General features: G+C 66.1%; 9 protein-coding genes. 7 read left to right on the forward strand and 2 right to left on the reverse strand.

What is annotated here, in order from left to right:
• Nucleotides 1-3: 3 nt before the first annotated feature.
• The gene (locus CAL18_RS11725; protein ID WP_026640226.1) at nucleotides 4-312 is read right to left on the reverse strand and encodes a YciI-like protein; all 309 of its coding nucleotides are present in this window, start codon (nucleotides 310-312) and stop codon (nucleotides 4-6) included.
• 72 nt (nucleotides 313-384) lie between these two features.
• Between CAL18_RS11725 and CAL18_RS11730 the strand changes: the two genes are divergently transcribed.
• From CAL18_RS11730 to CAL18_RS11745, 4 genes are all read left to right on the forward strand, one after another.
• Nucleotides 385-675, forward strand: a complete 291-nt coding sequence (locus CAL18_RS11730) for an antibiotic biosynthesis monooxygenase family protein (protein ID WP_026640225.1) — start codon at nucleotides 385-387, stop codon at nucleotides 673-675.
• 31 nt (nucleotides 676-706) lie between these two features.
• The gene (locus tag CAL18_RS11735; protein ID WP_026640224.1) at nucleotides 707-1,501 is read left to right on the forward strand and encodes a hydroxypyruvate isomerase family protein; all 795 of its coding nucleotides are present in this window, start codon (nucleotides 707-709) and stop codon (nucleotides 1,499-1,501) included.
• Between the two features lie 129 nt (nucleotides 1,502-1,630).
• A complete protein-coding gene (acnB, locus tag CAL18_RS11740) occupies nucleotides 1,631-4,222 on the forward strand; it encodes a bifunctional aconitate hydratase 2/2-methylisocitrate dehydratase (protein ID WP_026640223.1) in 2,592 nt (863 codons plus the stop codon).
• Between the two features lie 203 nt (nucleotides 4,223-4,425).
• Nucleotides 4,426-6,618, forward strand: coding sequence for a TonB-dependent receptor (locus CAL18_RS11745; RefSeq protein WP_170940334.1), 2,193 nt, complete (start codon nucleotides 4,426-4,428; stop codon nucleotides 6,616-6,618).
• 7 nt (nucleotides 6,619-6,625) lie between these two features.
• Here the strand turns inward: CAL18_RS11745 and CAL18_RS11750 are convergent, their stop codons facing one another.
• Nucleotides 6,626-7,501 carry an SMP-30/gluconolactonase/LRE family protein gene (locus CAL18_RS11750; RefSeq protein ID WP_094818107.1) on the reverse strand — a complete coding sequence of 292 codons (876 nt, stop codon included), beginning with the start codon at nucleotides 7,499-7,501 and terminating at the stop codon, nucleotides 6,626-6,628.
• Nucleotides 7,502-7,642: 141 nt separating this feature from the next.
• Here CAL18_RS11750 and CAL18_RS11755 point away from each other — a divergent pair, with 141 nt between their 5' ends.
• The 3 genes from CAL18_RS11755 (at nucleotide 7,643) to acnA (ending at nucleotide 14,849) form a co-directional block, all read left to right on the forward strand.
• Nucleotides 7,643-8,254: a hypothetical protein gene (locus CAL18_RS11755; protein WP_026640220.1), complete on the forward strand. Its 612-nt coding sequence runs from the start codon at nucleotides 7,643-7,645 to the stop codon at nucleotides 8,252-8,254.
• A gap of 77 nt (nucleotides 8,255-8,331) precedes the next feature.
• Entirely contained in the window at nucleotides 8,332-11,901 is a 3,570-nt protein-coding gene (locus tag CAL18_RS11760; RefSeq protein WP_094817903.1) for an ABC transporter ATP-binding protein/permease, read from the forward strand.
• A 248-nt stretch (nucleotides 11,902-12,149) separates the two neighbouring features.
• The gene (gene acnA, locus CAL18_RS11765; protein WP_094796884.1) at nucleotides 12,150-14,849 is read left to right on the forward strand and encodes an aconitate hydratase AcnA; all 2,700 of its coding nucleotides are present in this window, start codon (nucleotides 12,150-12,152) and stop codon (nucleotides 14,847-14,849) included.
• Nucleotides 14,850-14,923: the final 74 nt, after the last annotated feature.

Raw genomic sequence — 14,923 nt, forward strand, 5'->3', positions numbered from 1 at the left:
GCTTCAGGCCGCGCCGGGCGCCACCGGATGAGAAGCCTGTTCGCCCACGACGGTGGTCCAGGGCCGTACGCGCCACTGCCGCACCAGGCCGTTCTGCACATAAGGGTCGGCCCGCGCAAACGCTTCGGCCGCCTGTGGCGATTCGCCCTGGAACAACAGCACGGCCTGGTCGGCCGGATCGGCCAGCGCGCCGCCCAGCACCAGTTCACCCCGCGCGACGGCCTCGCGCGCAAGCGCCAGGTGGGCGTCGCGGAACTCCCCCCGGCGTTGCAGATAATCGGGCACCAAGTCATAGAACATCAGATAATGCATGACGGCTCCTACGCGGAATAATGACCGCCCGATCATACTAGCCATTGCAATCATCCCAACAAGGAAACCCCGATGATCCAGGAAATCGCCAGCATTCTCGTGGCCGCCGGCCACGAAGCCGACTTCGAGGCCGGCGTGGCCCAGGCCCGGCCGCTGTTCATGCGGGCCCGCGGCTGCCATGGCGTGGCCCTGCACCGTTCGATCGAGAATCCCAGCCAGTACACGCTGGTGGTCGACTGGGAAACCGTAGAAAACCATATGGTGGACTTCCGGGAGTCGGCCGACTTCCAGGAATGGCGCAAGCTCGTGGGGCCGCACTTCGCCCAGCCGCCCCAGGTACATCACGAAACCAAGGTGCTCTGAGGCGGCCCTTGCCATTGTCCAAGAGGCGCTCATGAAGCTGGCTGCGAACTTATCCTTGCTGTACCCCGGCCTGCCCCTGGCGCGGCGCATGCAAGAGGCTGCGCGCGACGGCTTTGCCGGCATCGAGATCCTGTTTCCCTATGACCAGCCTGCGGCGGAACTCGCCGCCATGCTGCGGGCCAACGGCCTGTCGCTGGCGCTGGTCAACACGCCGCCCGGCCCTGGCGGCGAGAAAGGCCTTGCCTGCATCCCGGGCCGGGAAGCGGACTTCGATGCCGCGCTGGCGCGTGCGCTGGATGTGTGCCTGGCCACCGATTGCCGCAGCGTGCACGTCATGGCCGGGCATCCGCCCGCAGGGGCTGCTCATGCGGATTGCGAGCAGACGCTCGTGGCGAACCTGCGGCGGGCTGCGTCGCAGGCGCAACCACTGGGCGTCACGCTGACGCTGGAAGCCCTGAACCGGCACGACATGCCCGGGTATTTCTATTACCTGCCCGATCAGGCGGCCCGCATCGTCGGGCAGGTAGCCCATCCCGCAGTACGACTGCAATTCGATTTCTACCATTGCCAGCGCGAGTCCCTGGACCTCGACCAGGCCTTGCGCCGCAGCCTGCCGTCGGTGCATCACGTGCAGATCGCCCATCCGCACGGCCGCCACGAACCCGACCCCGCCGACCCCGAAGTCAGCCGCGCGCTGCGCACGCTGGCCGCCAGTGGCTATGAAGGCTGGATCGGCTGCGAATACCTGCCGCGCGGCGACACCCGCGCCGGCCTGGCATGGCGGGAAGACTACCGCGCGCTGCTCGACGCTGCGCCACGAGGCTGAACCGGCAAGCCGCAACGGCGGCGCCCGCAAGTCTTATATAAGATATAAGACACTTGCCCCGCCGGCCCTCTAGCCTCTACAATCGCCGCCATAACCCTCCTTGCAACCCGACTTTACGCAGGCCTTCCCATGCTGGAATCGTATCGCCAACACGTCGCCGAGCGCGCCGCGCTGGGTATCCCCCCGCTGCCCCTTACGGCTCAACAAACCGCCGACCTGATCGAACTGCTGAAGAACCCGCCTGCGGGCGAAGCCGAATACCTGCTGGGCCTGCTTACCCACCGCGTGCCCGCCGGCGTTGACGATGCGGCCAAGGTAAAGGCTTCGTATCTGGCGGCCGTCGCGCTGGGCAAGGAATCGTGTGCGCTGATCAGCCGCGCCAAGGCCACCGAATTGCTCGGCACCATGCTGGGCGGCTACAACATCGGCCCGCTGATCCAGCTGCTCGATGACGCCGAAGTCGGCACCATCGCCGCCGACGCCCTGAAGAAAACCCTGCTGATGTTCGACGCCTTCCACGACGTGAAAGAAAAGGCCGAGCAAGGCAATGCCAATGCGCGCAGCGTGTTGCAAAGCTGGGCCGATGCCGAGTGGTTCACCAGCCGCCCAGAACTGCCCCAGAGCATGACCATTACCGTGTTCAAGGTTCCTGGCGAAACCAACACCGACGACCTGTCGCCCGCTCCCGACGCGACCACGCGCCCCGATATTCCGCTGCACGCGCTGGCCATGTTGAAGAACAAGCGCGAAGGCGCGGCGTTCCAGCCCGAAGAAGACGGCAAGCGCGGCCCCGTGAAGTTCATCGAGTCGCTGAAAGAAAAAGGCCATCTGGTCGCCTACGTGGGCGACGTGGTGGGCACCGGATCGTCGCGCAAGTCGGCCACCAACTCGGTACTGTGGTTCACGGGCGAAGACATCCCCTTCGTGCCGAACAAGCGCTTCGGCGGCGTGTGCCTGGGCGGCAAGATCGCCCCCATCTTCTACAACACCATGGAAGATGCCGGCGCCCTGCCGATTGAGCTGGACGTCTCCAAGATGGAAATGGGCGACGTCATCGAACTGCGCCCCTACGAAGGCAAGGCGCTGAAGAACGGCGAAGTCATCGCCGAGTTCAAGGTGAAGTCCGAAGTCCTGTTCGACGAAGTGCGCGCCGGCGGCCGCATTCCGCTGATCATCGGGCGCGGCCTCACGGCCAAGGCGCGCGAAGCGCTGGGCCTGCCGCCTTCGACACTGTTCCGCCTGCCCAGCAACCCGGCCGACACGGGCCGCGGCTTTACGCTGGCGCAGAAGATGGTGGGCCGGGCCTGCGGCCTGCCCGAAGGCCAGGGGGTGCGCCCGGGCACGTACTGCGAGCCGCGCATGACCTCCGTCGGCAGCCAGGACACCACCGGCCCCATGACGCGCGACGAACTGAAAGACCTGGCGTGCCTGGGCTTTTCGGCCGACCTGGTCATGCAGTCGTTCTGCCACACCGCGGCCTACCCCAAGCCCGTAGACGTCAAGACGCATCACACCCTGCCGCAATTCATCAGCACGCGCGGCGGCATCTCGCTGCGCCCTGGCGACGGCGTGATCCACTCCTGGCTCAATCGCATGCTGCTGCCCGACACCGTCGGCACGGGCGGCGACTCGCACACGCGATTCCCCATCGGCATCTCGTTCCCGGCCGGCTCGGGCCTGGTGGCCTTTGCCGCGGCTACCGGCGTCATGCCCCTGGATATGCCGGAATCGGTGCTGGTGCGTTTCAAGGGCAAGATGCAGCCTGGCGTTACCTTGCGCGACCTGGTCAACGCCATTCCGCTCTACGCCATCAAGCAGGGCCTGCTTACCGTGGCCAAACAGGGCAAGAAGAACGTTTTCTCGGGCCGCATCCTGGAAATCGAAGGCCTGCCCGACCTGAAGGTGGAACAGGCATTCGAACTGTCGGACGCGTCGGCCGAACGTTCCGCCGCGGGCTGCACGGTGCGCCTGAACAAAGAGCCGATCATCGAGTACATCAACAGCAACATCGTGATGTTGAAGTGGATGATCGCCAACGGCTATGAAGACGAGCGCTCGCTGGGCCGCCGCATCAAGGCCATGGAAGCCTGGCTGGCCGACCCCAAGCTGCTGGAGCCGGACGCCGATGCCGACTACGCAGCGGTCATCGAGATCGACCTGGCCGACATTCATGAGCCCATCGTGGCCTGCCCGAACGACCCGGATGACGTAAAGACGCTGTCCGACGTGGCCGGCGCCAAGATCGACGAAGTGTTCATCGGCAGCTGCATGACCAACATCGGCCACTTCCGCGCGGCATCGAAGCTGCTGGAAGGCAAGCGCGACATTCCCGTCAAACTGTGGGTGGCGCCCCCCACCAAGATGGACGCCCAGCAGCTTACGGAAGAAGGCCACTACGGCGTGTTCGGCACGGCTGGCGCGCGCACGGAAATGCCGGGCTGCTCGCTGTGCATGGGCAACCAGGCGCAGGTGCGCGAAGGCGCCACCGTCATGTCGACCAGCACGCGCAACTTCCCCAACCGCCTTGGCAAGAACACGAACGTGTACCTGGGGTCGGCCGAGCTGGCTGCCATCTGCTCGCGCCTGGGCCGTATTCCTACCAAAGAGGAATACCTGGCCGACATGGGCGTCATCAACCAGAGCGGCGACCAGATCTACCAGTACCTGAACTTTGACAAGATCGCCGACTACAAAGACGTCGCCGATGTGATCGAGGTGTAAGGCGCAGGCAGTGTGGCGGGCCGTCAGCCCCGCCGCCATGCGACACGGCCCCGGGTGCATGCCCGGGGCCGTGTCGCATTCAGGCCTCGTGCAAAAGGGGCGGCGGCGCGGGCCGCGCCCGGCCCAAGGCGGGCGTGCGGAAAATGTTGCGCGCGGCAGGCTGTATCGGGATAATACGAAACATTCTTATTCCTAATACCATCATGCCCGCCACTCTTCGTATATTCCGGCACGCCCCCCGCATTCCGCTGCGCCCGCTGTCCCGCGCGCTGCACATTGCCTGGGCGGCGGGGCTGCTGGCCGGCAGCCCCGCGCTGGCGCAAACCGTGCAAGGCTCTGTGACAACGCTGGAGGCCACCACGGTGACGGGCGAGCTGGGCGTGTCCAACCCTACTCCCATTGAGTATGCAGGCGGCCAGGTCGGGCGCGGCGGGCAACTGGGCCTGCTGGGCAATATCGACAACATGGACGCGCCGTTTGTGGTGTCCAGCTACACATCCAAGCTTATTGAAGACCAGCAGGCGCGCACCCTGGGCGATGTGGTCAAGAACGATGCGTCGGTGCTGGTGGGCAATGGCTTTGGCAATTCGGCCGAGACATTCTCCATACGCGGCTTCGCGCTGAATAATGACGACCTGTCGTTCAATGGCCTGTACGGCATCCTGCCGCGCCAGGTGCTGCCCACGCAGATGATCGAGCGCGTCGAGATCCTGAAGGGCGCCAACGCCTTCCTGAATGGCGCCGCGCCGGGCGGCTCGGGCCTGGGCGGCTCGATCAATATTCAACCCAAGCGCGCCGGCGCCGACCCGCTGACGCGCGCCACGCTGGACTATACGAGCGACTCCCAGGTGGGCGCGGGGGTGGACATCGCCAGGCGGTGGGGCGACAGCCAGCAGTACGGCGTGCGCGTGAACGCCGCGCACCGCGAGGGCGACACCCGCGTAGACGACGCGGGGCAGCGCATGACAGTGGGCACCATCGGGCTGGACTACCTGGGCGAGCAACTGCGCCTGTCGCTGGATGCCGGCTACCAGAAGTATCACTACTCGCAGCCGCGCCCCACGATTTCATTGCTGAGCGACCAGGTGCCGTCGCCGCCGTCCAATACGGTGAATTATGGGCAACCGTGGACCTACAGCGAACTGGAAAGCACGTTTGGCGTACTTCGCGCCGAGTACGATTTTTCGAGCAACCTGATGGGATACGCGGCAATCGGCACCAGCCACGACCGCGAAAACGGCGACTACGGGCAGCCCAGCGTCAACGGCGATGGCACCGGCACGGTCAGCCGCCTGACTGTGCCGTATACGCGCGACAGCGTAAGCGGCGAGATCGGCGTGCGCGCCCGCTTCCAGACCGGCACGGTGGGCCACCTGGTCAATGCGGGCGTATCCCGGCTGCAGACGCGTGTGCGCCAGGCGTGGGAAATGAGCGGGCCGACAGACATCGACATCTACGACCCGGATTATTTCCCGCGACCGGGTACCGTCTTTACCGGCGGCGACCTCGACGACCCGCATGTCAGCAGCCGCACGCACCTGACCAGTTTCGCATTGTCGGACCAGTTGTCGTTCCTGGATGATCGCGTGCTGTTCACGGCGGGCGTGCGCTACCAGACCATTAAGGACAAGCTCTACACCACCGACGGCGCGCCGGACAGCACCTATGACAAGTCGGTGTGGACGCCCGCCTTCGGCCTGGTGGTGCGCCCCTGGGAGCAGGTGTCGTTCTATGTGAACCACATCGAGGGCCTGAGCAGGGGCGATACCGCGCCCATGACGGCCAGCAACTTCGGTGAAACCCTGGCGCCCTACCGCACCAAACAGACCGAAGCCGGCGTCAAGCTGGACTTCGGCGATATCGGCGGGCACATCGGCGTGTTCCAGATCGAAAAACCCGAGGCCTATACCAATTCGGACAACGTGTTCGAACTGGCCGGGTCGCAGCGCAACCGCGGCCTGGAAATGAGCGTGCATGGCGAACCATGGAAAGGCATCCGCATACTGGGCGGCATCACTTTCATGGACCCCGAACTGCGCGGCACGCGGGGCGGCCTGCAGGACGGCAACGACGCCATCGGCGTACCACGCTACCAGGCGGTGCTGGGCGCCGAGTGGGACGTGCCCGGCCTGGCGGGGCTGACCCTGCAGGCCTATGCGCAGCGGCGCGGGTCACAGTACGTGAATATCGACAACACCGGAAAGATCCCGGCATGGACCCGCATCGACCTGGGCGCCCGCTATGCCACCAAGATCGACGGACGCAATGTAGTGTGGCGGCTGGGCGTGGACAACGTCGCGGACAAAGATTACTGGGCGACGGTGGGCAACGATTTCGGACAAATCACGCAAGGCATGGGGCGCGTCTACAAATTGTCGATGTCGGTGGATTTCTGACCGCCGCCTAGCCGGCAAAGCGCCGTTCGGGCAGCCCTCGCACGCCCAGGCCGTATATGGCGAACACGCTGCCCCTGGCCGCGCCGTCGCGCGGCATATGGGGCTGCGCGGGACGGCCCATCGACGTCACGTACAACACATCCAGCGACGGCCCTCCGAACATCACGCTGGTGACGTTTTTCACGGGCATATCGATCACCCGGTCGACCGACCCGTCGGGGCAATGGCGCACGACCTTGCCCTGGCAGACCCGCGCGCTCCACAGGCACCCTTCTGCATCGACCGTGGAGCCGTCCGGCGCGCCGCCCACGGACGGATCGACCCGCACATGGATGCGCCGGTTCGAAACCGCGCCGCTGGCGGGATCGTAATCGTAGGCGCGGATCTCGCCGCGCGCGCTGTCATTGAAGTACAACGTCGCGCCATCGGGGCTCCAGCATGGGCCGTTGGATACCACCATGCCGCTGTCCAGCCTGTGCACGGAAAGATCGGGGTCCAGGCGGTATAGCGCGCCGGTCGGCTGCGTTTCGCCGATATCCATGCTGCCCGCCAGGAACCGCCCCTGCCGGTCGACCTTGCCGTCATTGAGCCGATTCGATTCGACGCCTGGTTCGGGATCTGCGACCAGATCGATCTCGCCGCAGGCAAGATCCATGAAGTAAAACCCCCCGGCCAGAGCCAGCAGCGCCCCGCCCCGCTCCCGCAATGCCATCGAACCTATGGGTTGCGGCGCCTGCCAGGCGCGGACCTCGGCGCCGCCCTCGGTGCAGCGGAATACGCGGCCTTCGGTTCCGTCGATCCAGTACAGGCGCTGCTCGTCCACGTCCCAGAGCGGGCTTTCGCCCAGGGTGGTCTTGACGTCTACAAGGATTTCGATGCGCATGAAAGCCCCCCCTTGCCTGGGCCGGCGCAGGGCGCGCGGCTGCGAATCGATGGGCAAGCACGCCGCGTGCCCGCGTGCGGCGCTGCTGCAGGCGCCTGCAGGACGGCCTAGAATGCCGCATCTCCCGATAAGGATAAGGCGATGAGGTTCTGGCCGCTACTGTCGACCCTGCTCATGCTCATGGCATTGGCCGGATGCGCCACGGCTCCCCCCTCCAACCCGGACAACATATGCGAGATCTTCCGGGAAAAGCCGGACTGGCACGACGCGGCGCTGGACGTGCGCGACAAATGGGGCGTACCCGTGCAGGTGCCGTTTGCCATGATGTACCAGGAGTCCAGCTTCAAACACGACGCGCTGCCGCCCCGCTACTACTTCCTGGGCTTTATTCCGTGGGGCCGCGTCAGCTCCGCGTATGGCTACGCACAAGCCAAAGACGAGACGTGGGCCGACTACAAGCGCGAAGCGGGAAGCTGGACGGCCAGCCGCGACAACCTTGCCGACGCGCTGGACTTCATGGGTTGGTATATGAGCAAAACGCAGCGCATCAATGGCGTATCGAAGTGGGACGCCTATGGCCAGTACCTGAACTATCACGAAGGCTGGACGGGCTACCGCAACCGCAGCTACGCGCGCAAGGCATGGCTCGTGCGCGTGGCGCAGCAAGTGCAGGCCCGCGCCGAACGCTTCGGCGCGCAGTACCGTTCGTGCGAAACCGAGCTCAACCGGGGTGGCTGGTTCGGGCTGTTCTAGTGCTTATCCGTGCACGGCAAGCGGCCCGGCGGCGCAACCTGCGCCCGGGCATCATGTAGGCAACAACAAGAGTCAGCATGTATTTCGACAAGATTCTCTGGTCCATGACACGCGGCGTACGCTGGCGCATGCTGGCGTGCGCCCTGCTGGGGCTGCTTGCCCTGGCGGCCGGTATCGCGCGGTTCGCGCTGCTGGGGCAATTCCTGGCCCGGCTGTTCGCCGGCGCCAGCGGCGTCGCGCTGTGGGCGCCGCTGGCCGCAGCCGCCATCGCCATCTTGATGCGCGGCGGATTCGAGCATGCCTTGAACCTGCTGGCCAACCGCAACGCCGCGCGCATCCAGAACAATCTACGCGCGCAGCTGTACGACAAGATTGTCGAGCTGGGCCCCGCCTGGTTCGGCGGGCAGCGCACCGGCGGCGTCATGCTGGCGGTCATAGACGGCGTAGAGCAGCTGCAGAGCTTCTTCGGCCGCTACCTGCCGCAATTGTTCGTTGCCGCCTGCGCCCCCGCCGTGATCTTTGCCTTCATTGCCTGGTGGGACTGGCCGGTGGCACTGGTGTTGACGGGCGCCGCGCTGCTGACGTTGATACTGCCGCTGGCGGCGCACCGCAGCCACCGGGACGCGTCGCGTAAGCGTGCTCAGGCTTTCAAGGCGTTCGGCGAAGAATTCCTGGACGCCATGCAGGGGCTGCCCACCCTGAAGGCGTTCGGGCAGAGCCGCGCCTGGGGCGACCGGCTAGCCGAACGAGCGCGCGCGTTGTCCGACAACAGCTTCAGAGTGCTGGGCCGCGAGGTGTCGGCGCGGTTTGCCACGGACATAGGCATCACCCTTGGCGCAGCCGCGGCGCTGGCGCTGGGCGCCTACCGCGTGTCGCAGGGCGACATGACACTGGCCGCGCTGCTGGTGGTGCTGATGGCAGGCACCGAGATATTCCGGCCGCTGCGCGACCTGCGCGCGGTGCTGCACCACGGCCTGATGGGCCAATCCGCCGCCGCCAGCATCCGAGCCTTGCTCGAGGCGGAGAGCACCGCGCCGCAAGGCGCGGGCCGCGGCGCGCCCGCAGCTGCCGCCGGCGGCCTGGGCATCAGCTTTGACGACGTGATGTTCTCGTATCCCGGCGGGCGGCGCACCACCCACCATGGCATCCGCTTCGATATACGGCCCGGCGAACGGGTCGGCATCGTGGGGCCCAGCGGTTCCGGCAAGTCCACCCTGGTGCGGCTGCTGTTGCGCCTGCACGATCCGCAGTCCGGCGCCATCCGCATCGGCGGGCAGGACTTGCGCTCGCTCGACCCCGAAGCGGTGCGCGCGCGCATTTCGCTGGTGGCGCAGGACAGCACATTGTTCCATGGCACGGTAGAGGAAAACCTGCTGATGGCGCGTCCCGACGCCACCCCGCAGCAGATCCGCGCCGCCGCCGAAGCTGCCAACGCGCATGCATTCATCATGGCCCTGCCCCAGGGCTATCAGACCGTGCTGGGCGAACGCGGGCTGCAGCTGTCGGGCGGGCAGCGCCAGCGCCTGGCCATCGCACGTGCCCTGCTGCGCGACACCCCCATTCTGATCCTGGACGAAGCGCTGTCGTCGGTGGACGCCGAGAACGAAGCCGAAATCCAGCAGGCGCTCGACCGCCTGAGCCGCGGACGCACCACACTGGTACTGGCGCACCGCCTGTCCAGCGTGGTCAATGCCGACCGCATCCTGGTGCTGGACGAAGGCCGTATTGTCGAAAGCGGCACGCATGCCAGCCTGATGGCGGACGATACCCTGTACCGGCGCCTGATGGGCGGGCAGCAGGACACCCGGCTGGCGCCGTCTCCCGAAACCAGAAGCAATGCCGCCCCTGCGCCAGACGCCGGCGATCCAAGGCCGGCCCCTGCGGCACTGGACGCCGAGGCCCGCCACATCGGCAACCGGCAGGTACTGCAGACGCTGTTGCGAGTGATACGCCCCTGGAAGCGCCAGTTCGCGATCACCGTGGCCAGCGGCATCGGGCGCGTCGCGGCGTTCATCGGCGTGTCCGTGCTGGGCGCGCTGGTCATTGCGCGACTGAAGAACGGCGAACCGTTCGACGGGCTGCTTGCCGCCCTGTTCGTGACGGCGGTGGCCGCGGCATCCCTGCATTGGATCGAATCCTGGCTGGCGCATTCCATTGCCTACCAGTTGCTGGCGGAGCTGCGCATCGCGCTGTACCGCAAGCTCGAAGCGCTGGCGCCCGCCTACCTGCTGCGCAGACGGTCGGGCGACCTGGTGGGGCTGGCCACGCAGGACGTCGAAACGATCGAGTACTTCTTCGCCCATACCGTGGCGCCCGCCGTGGTGGCGGTGCTGGTGCCGGCAGCCGTGCTGGCGGTGCTGGGAGCGACCGCATGGCCGTTGACGCTGGCATTGCTGCCCTTCCTGCTGTGGGCCGGGGCGTCGCCCTGGCTGACGCGTGCGCGGGTCGACGCGCAGGGCAGCCGCGCGCGCCATGCGCTGGGCCTGCTGGGCGCGCACTTATCCGAAACCATTCAGGGGCTGGCGGACCTGGTGGCGTTCTCGGCCACGGGCCGGCGTCGCGCGGCGTTTCTGGACATCGTGCGCGATTACCAGCGAGTGCGGCTGGCGCTTATGGCCGATCTGTCCCGGCAGGCCGCGCTGCTCGAAATCGCCACGGGCCTGGGCAGCCTGGCAGTCGCCGCCACCGGCGCGTGGTGGGTCGCGCAGGGCCATCTGACGCCCGGCATCCTTCCCCTTTTGATGCTGCTTTCGGTCGCCGCGTTCCTGCCGGTATCCGAAATCGCCCAGGTGAGCCGCCAGCTGGCCGACACGCTCGCGTCCACCCGGCGCCTGCGCGCCATCGAAGACGAGCCGGTGCCCATCGCCGACGGCACATTGGCGCCGCCGTTGCACGAGACCGGCCTGCCGGTGGTCTTCGAGCATGTCACGTTCACCTACCCGGGCCGGCAGGCGCCCGCGCTGCGCGATCTGACGCTCCAGTTGCCGGCCGGCGCCACCGTCGCTCTGGTAGGCCCTTCGGGTGCAGGCAAGAGCACTGTCGCCAGCCTGTTGTTGCGCTTCTGGGACCCCCAGCAAGGCTGCGTGCGCATCGGCGGCACCCGCCTGCCCGACCTGACGCTCGATGCCCTGTACGAACGCATCGCGCTGGTGGCGCAGGACACCTGGCTGCTGAACGGCTCGCTGGAGGACAACATCCGCCTGGCGCGGCCCGACGCCAACGAGGCGGCGCTGAGGCAGGCCATCGAACGCGCCGCGCTGGGCGAATTCGTGGCGGGCCTGCCTGACGGCCTGCGCACTCCGGTGGGCGAGCGCGGCGTGGCGCTGTCCGGCGGCCAGCGCCAGCGTATCGCCATTGCGCGCGCCTTCCTTCGGGATGCGCCCATCCTGATACTGGACGAGGCCACTTCGCACCTGGATGCGCTCAGCGAAGCGCGGGTACACCAGGCGCTGGTGGAACTGATGCGCCACCGCACCACGCTGATCATCGCCCACCGCCTGTCCACGATCCGCCAGGCCGACATGATTGCCGTAGTGGATGCAGGCCGCGTCGTCGAATGGGGCACGCATGATGATTTGCTGCGCAGCGGGGGCGTATACGCCCATCTGGTAAACCGGCAGCTGTCGGCCGCGCGGCACGGCGGCTGACCGGGCGCGGGTCTTGCTGCGCCAGGCGCGGGCGCCCGCCCCCGCGCGTGCCCGGGCAGGCCCGCTTTTTTTCCGGGCCCGGGCGCGGGAAGACGGGCGGGAACTTTGACGCAACATCCAAGTCTTATATAAGATATAAGACATAAGACCCGCGTTCGCAGGCACGTTTGTCTCACATACAATGACAAGCGCGCCAAAACGCCACAAAATGGCAGCTTTACGCGGTCCCACACCCACGGAGTCTGATCATGCCGCACAACACGTTCAATACCCTCCAGAAATTCAAGATCGGCAATAAATCCTGTCAGTTCTATTCGCTGCCTGCGCTGGGCAAGGCGCTGGGAATAGACGTGCAGCGATTGCCCGTTTCGATACGCGTCGTGCTGGAGTCGGTGCTGCGAAATTGCGACGGCCAGAAAGTCACCGAAGACCACATCCGGCAATTGGCCGGCTGGCAGGCCAATGCCCGGCGCGAAGACGAAATCCCCTTCGTGGTGGCGCGCGTGGTGCTGCAGGACTTCACCGGAGTACCGCTGTTGGCCGACATCGCGGCCATGCGCTCGGTGGCGGCCAAGATGGGCCAGGATCCCAAGCGCATCGAACCCCTGGTGCCCGTGGACCTGGTGGTCGACCACTCTGTCATGATCGACTATTTCGGCACGAAGAACGCCCTGGACCTGAACATGAAACTGGAGTTCAAGCGCAACCAGGAGCGCTACCAGTTCATGAAATGGGGCATGCAGGCATTCGACACCTTTGGCGTGGTGCCCCCGGGCTTCGGCATCGTGCACCAGGTCAACCTTGAATACCTGGCGCGCGGCGTGCACCAGAAAGACAATATCTACTATCCAGACTCCCTGGTCGGCACCGACAGCCACACCACCATGATCAACGGCATCGGTGTGGTGGGCTGGGGGGTGGGCGGCATCGAGGCCGAAGCCGGCATGCTGGGCCAGCCCGTCTATTTCCTGACCCCCGACGTCGTGGGCGTGGAACTCAAGGGCCAGCTGCGCGGCGGCGTCACCGCCACCGACCTGGTGCTGACCATCACCGAAATGCTGCGCCGTGAAAAGGTGGTGGGCAAGTTCGTGGAATTCTGCGGCGAAGGCACCGCCAGCCTGTCGGTGGCCGAACGCGCCACCATCGGCAATATGGCCCCCGAGTATGGCGCCACCATGGGCTTTTTCCCGGTAGACGCGCGCACCATCGAATACTTCAAGGGCACCGGCCGCACCCGTGACGAAATCGCGGCGTTCGAAGCCTACTTCAAGGCGCAGCAGATGTTCGGCGTTCCGAATGCCGGCGACATCAACTACACCAAAGTGCTGACGCTCGACCTTTCCACGGTTGCGCCTTCGCTGGCCGGCCCCAAGCGCCCGCAGGACCGCATCGAGATCGGCCATGTCAAGAACACGTTCGTCGACCTGTTTTCCAAGCCCACTTCCGAGAACGGCTTCAACCAGCCGGCCGAGAAACTCGACCAGGCATACACCACCAGCGCCGGCACGCAGATCAAGAACGGCGACATCCTGATCGCGGCCATCACGTCGTGCACCAACACGTCCAACCCCAGCGTGCTGCTGGCCGCGGGCCTGTTGGCCAAGAAGGCCGTCGAAGCCGGCCTGAAGGTGCCCAAGCATATCAAGACCTCGCTTGCGCCCGGATCGCGCGTGGTGACCGAATACCTGAGCAAGACCGGCCTGCTGCCCTATCTGGAAAAGCTGGGCTTCGACGTGGCCGCCTACGGCTGCACCACCTGCATCGGCAACGCCGGCGACCTCACCGCCGACCTGAACGAGGCCATTGTCGACCACGACCTGGTCTGCGCCGCCGTGCTGTCGGGCAACCGCAACTTCGAGGCGCGCATCCATCCCAACATCAAGGCCAACTTCCTGGCCTCGCCGCCGCTGGTGGTGGCCTACGCGCTGGCCGGCACCATGCTGCGCGACCTGATGACCGAACCCGTGGGCCGCGGCAAGAACGGCGACGTGTGGCTCGGAGACATCTGGCCCAGCACCGAAGAAGTGCAGGCCCTGATCAAGCACGCGCTCGACCCCAAGGCCTTCCAGGAAAACTACGGCCAGGTCAAGACCAACCCCGGCAAGCTGTGGGAAAACATCAAGGGCGTCACGGGCGATACCTACAACTGGCCCGAATCCACCTACATCGCCGAGCCGCCGTTCTTCGAAGACTTCGGCATGGAACCCAAACCCATGCCTCCCATCAACGGAGCGCGGGCACTGGGCATTTTCGGCGACTCGGTCACCACCGACCACATCTCGCCGGCCGGCGCCATCAAGGAAACCTCCCCCGCCGGCAAGTGGCTGAAAGAACATGGCGTGATGAAGGCAGACTTCAACAGCTATGGCTCGCGCCGCGGCAACCACGAGATCATGATGCGCGGCACTTTCGCCAACGTGCGCATCAAGAACCTGATGATTCCGCCGCTGCCCGACGGCAGCCGCTACGAAGGCGGCGACACGCTGTTCCAGCCTACCGGCGAGCAGATGTCCATCTATGACGCGGCCATGAAATACCAGGCCCAGGGCACGCCCACCGTGGTGTTCGGCGGCGAAGAATATGGCACCGGCTCGTCGCGCGACTGGGCCGCCAAGGGTACGCAACTGCTGGGCGTCAAGGCCGTGGTGGCGCGCAGTTTCGAGCGCATCCACCGCAGCAACCTGGTGGGCATGGGCGTGCTGCCGCTGCAGTTCAAGGGCGACGACAGCGCCGAATCGCTGGGCATCACCGGCCAGGAGGTCTACGACATTTCCGGCCTGGAAAACGGCATCCGGCCCATGCAGGACGTCACCCTGTCGATCCGCCGCGCGGATGGCTCGCGCCAGGACGTGCAGGTGCTGTTGCGCATCGACACCCCGATCGAAGTCGAGTACTACGTGCATGGCGGCATCCTGCCTTTCGTGCTGCGGCAACTGCTGGCGGCTTGACGCAGACTGAACGCCCCCGGCCGGGCCGGGGGCGGGCGCAGCCCGCCGGCGTTAAACTAGTGGGTTTCCTCCTC

Origin of the sequence: Bordetella genomosp. 7 (genome assembly GCF_002261415.1) — a bacterium.
Classification (GTDB): domain Bacteria; phylum Pseudomonadota; class Gammaproteobacteria; order Burkholderiales; family Burkholderiaceae_B; genus Bordetella_A.

Bases quoted from the DNA above. Each gene is read 5' to 3' on its own strand.
- CAL18_RS11755 (WP_026640220.1), top strand. From the start codon at position 7,643: ATGAGGTTCTGGCCGCTACTGTCGACCCTGCTCATGCTCATGGCATTG.
- CAL18_RS11750 (WP_094818107.1), bottom strand. From the start codon at position 7,501: ATGCGCATCGAAATCCTTGTAGACGTCAAGACCACCCTGGGCGAAAGC.
- CAL18_RS11735 (WP_026640224.1), top strand. From the start codon at position 707: ATGAAGCTGGCTGCGAACTTATCCTTGCTGTACCCCGGCCTGCCCCTG.
- CAL18_RS11760 (WP_094817903.1), top strand. From the start codon at position 8,332: ATGTATTTCGACAAGATTCTCTGGTCCATGACACGCGGCGTACGCTGG.
- acnA (WP_094796884.1), top strand. From the start codon at position 12,150: ATGCCGCACAACACGTTCAATACCCTCCAGAAATTCAAGATCGGCAAT.
- CAL18_RS11725 (WP_026640226.1), bottom strand. From the start codon at position 312: ATGCATTATCTGATGTTCTATGACTTGGTGCCCGATTATCTGCAACGC.
- acnB (WP_026640223.1), top strand. From the start codon at position 1,631: ATGCTGGAATCGTATCGCCAACACGTCGCCGAGCGCGCCGCGCTGGGT.
- CAL18_RS11730 (WP_026640225.1), top strand. From the start codon at position 385: ATGATCCAGGAAATCGCCAGCATTCTCGTGGCCGCCGGCCACGAAGCC.
- CAL18_RS11745 (WP_170940334.1), top strand. From the start codon at position 4,426: ATGCCCGCCACTCTTCGTATATTCCGGCACGCCCCCCGCATTCCGCTG.